The organism is Carboxydocella sp. ULO1, from assembly GCF_002049255.1.
GTDB lineage: Bacteria > Bacillota.
In genome coordinates this window covers 1-294 of the sequence record NZ_BDLQ01000095.1, presented here as the reverse complement: position 1 = coordinate 294, position 294 = coordinate 1, and the positions used below count along the sequence as shown (strand labels likewise).

Genomic DNA, 294 nt, shown 5'->3' with positions numbered 1-294 from the left:
CTCCGCGCGTTTTCCATTCGCGCTGAGGGAACCTTTGGGCGCCTCCGTTACTCTTTGGGAGGCGACCGCCCCAGTCAAACTGCCCACCTGACACTGTCCCCTACCCGGCTCTCGTGTACGGGTTAGAACTTCAATATCACAAGGGTGGTATCCCACCAGCGACTCCACATAGGCTGGCGCCTACGCTTCCCAGTCTCCCACCTATCCTGTACATGCAATACCAAAATCCAATGTCAGGCTACAGTAAAGCTCCACGGGGTCTTTCTGTCCTGTCGCAGGTAACACGCATCTTCA

General features: G+C 56.1%; 1 rRNA gene. It reads right to left on the bottom strand.

From position 1 onward, the window contains the following. Positions 1-294: ribosomal RNA gene (locus ULO1_RS11215) — 23S ribosomal RNA — on the bottom strand; the annotation flags it as partial.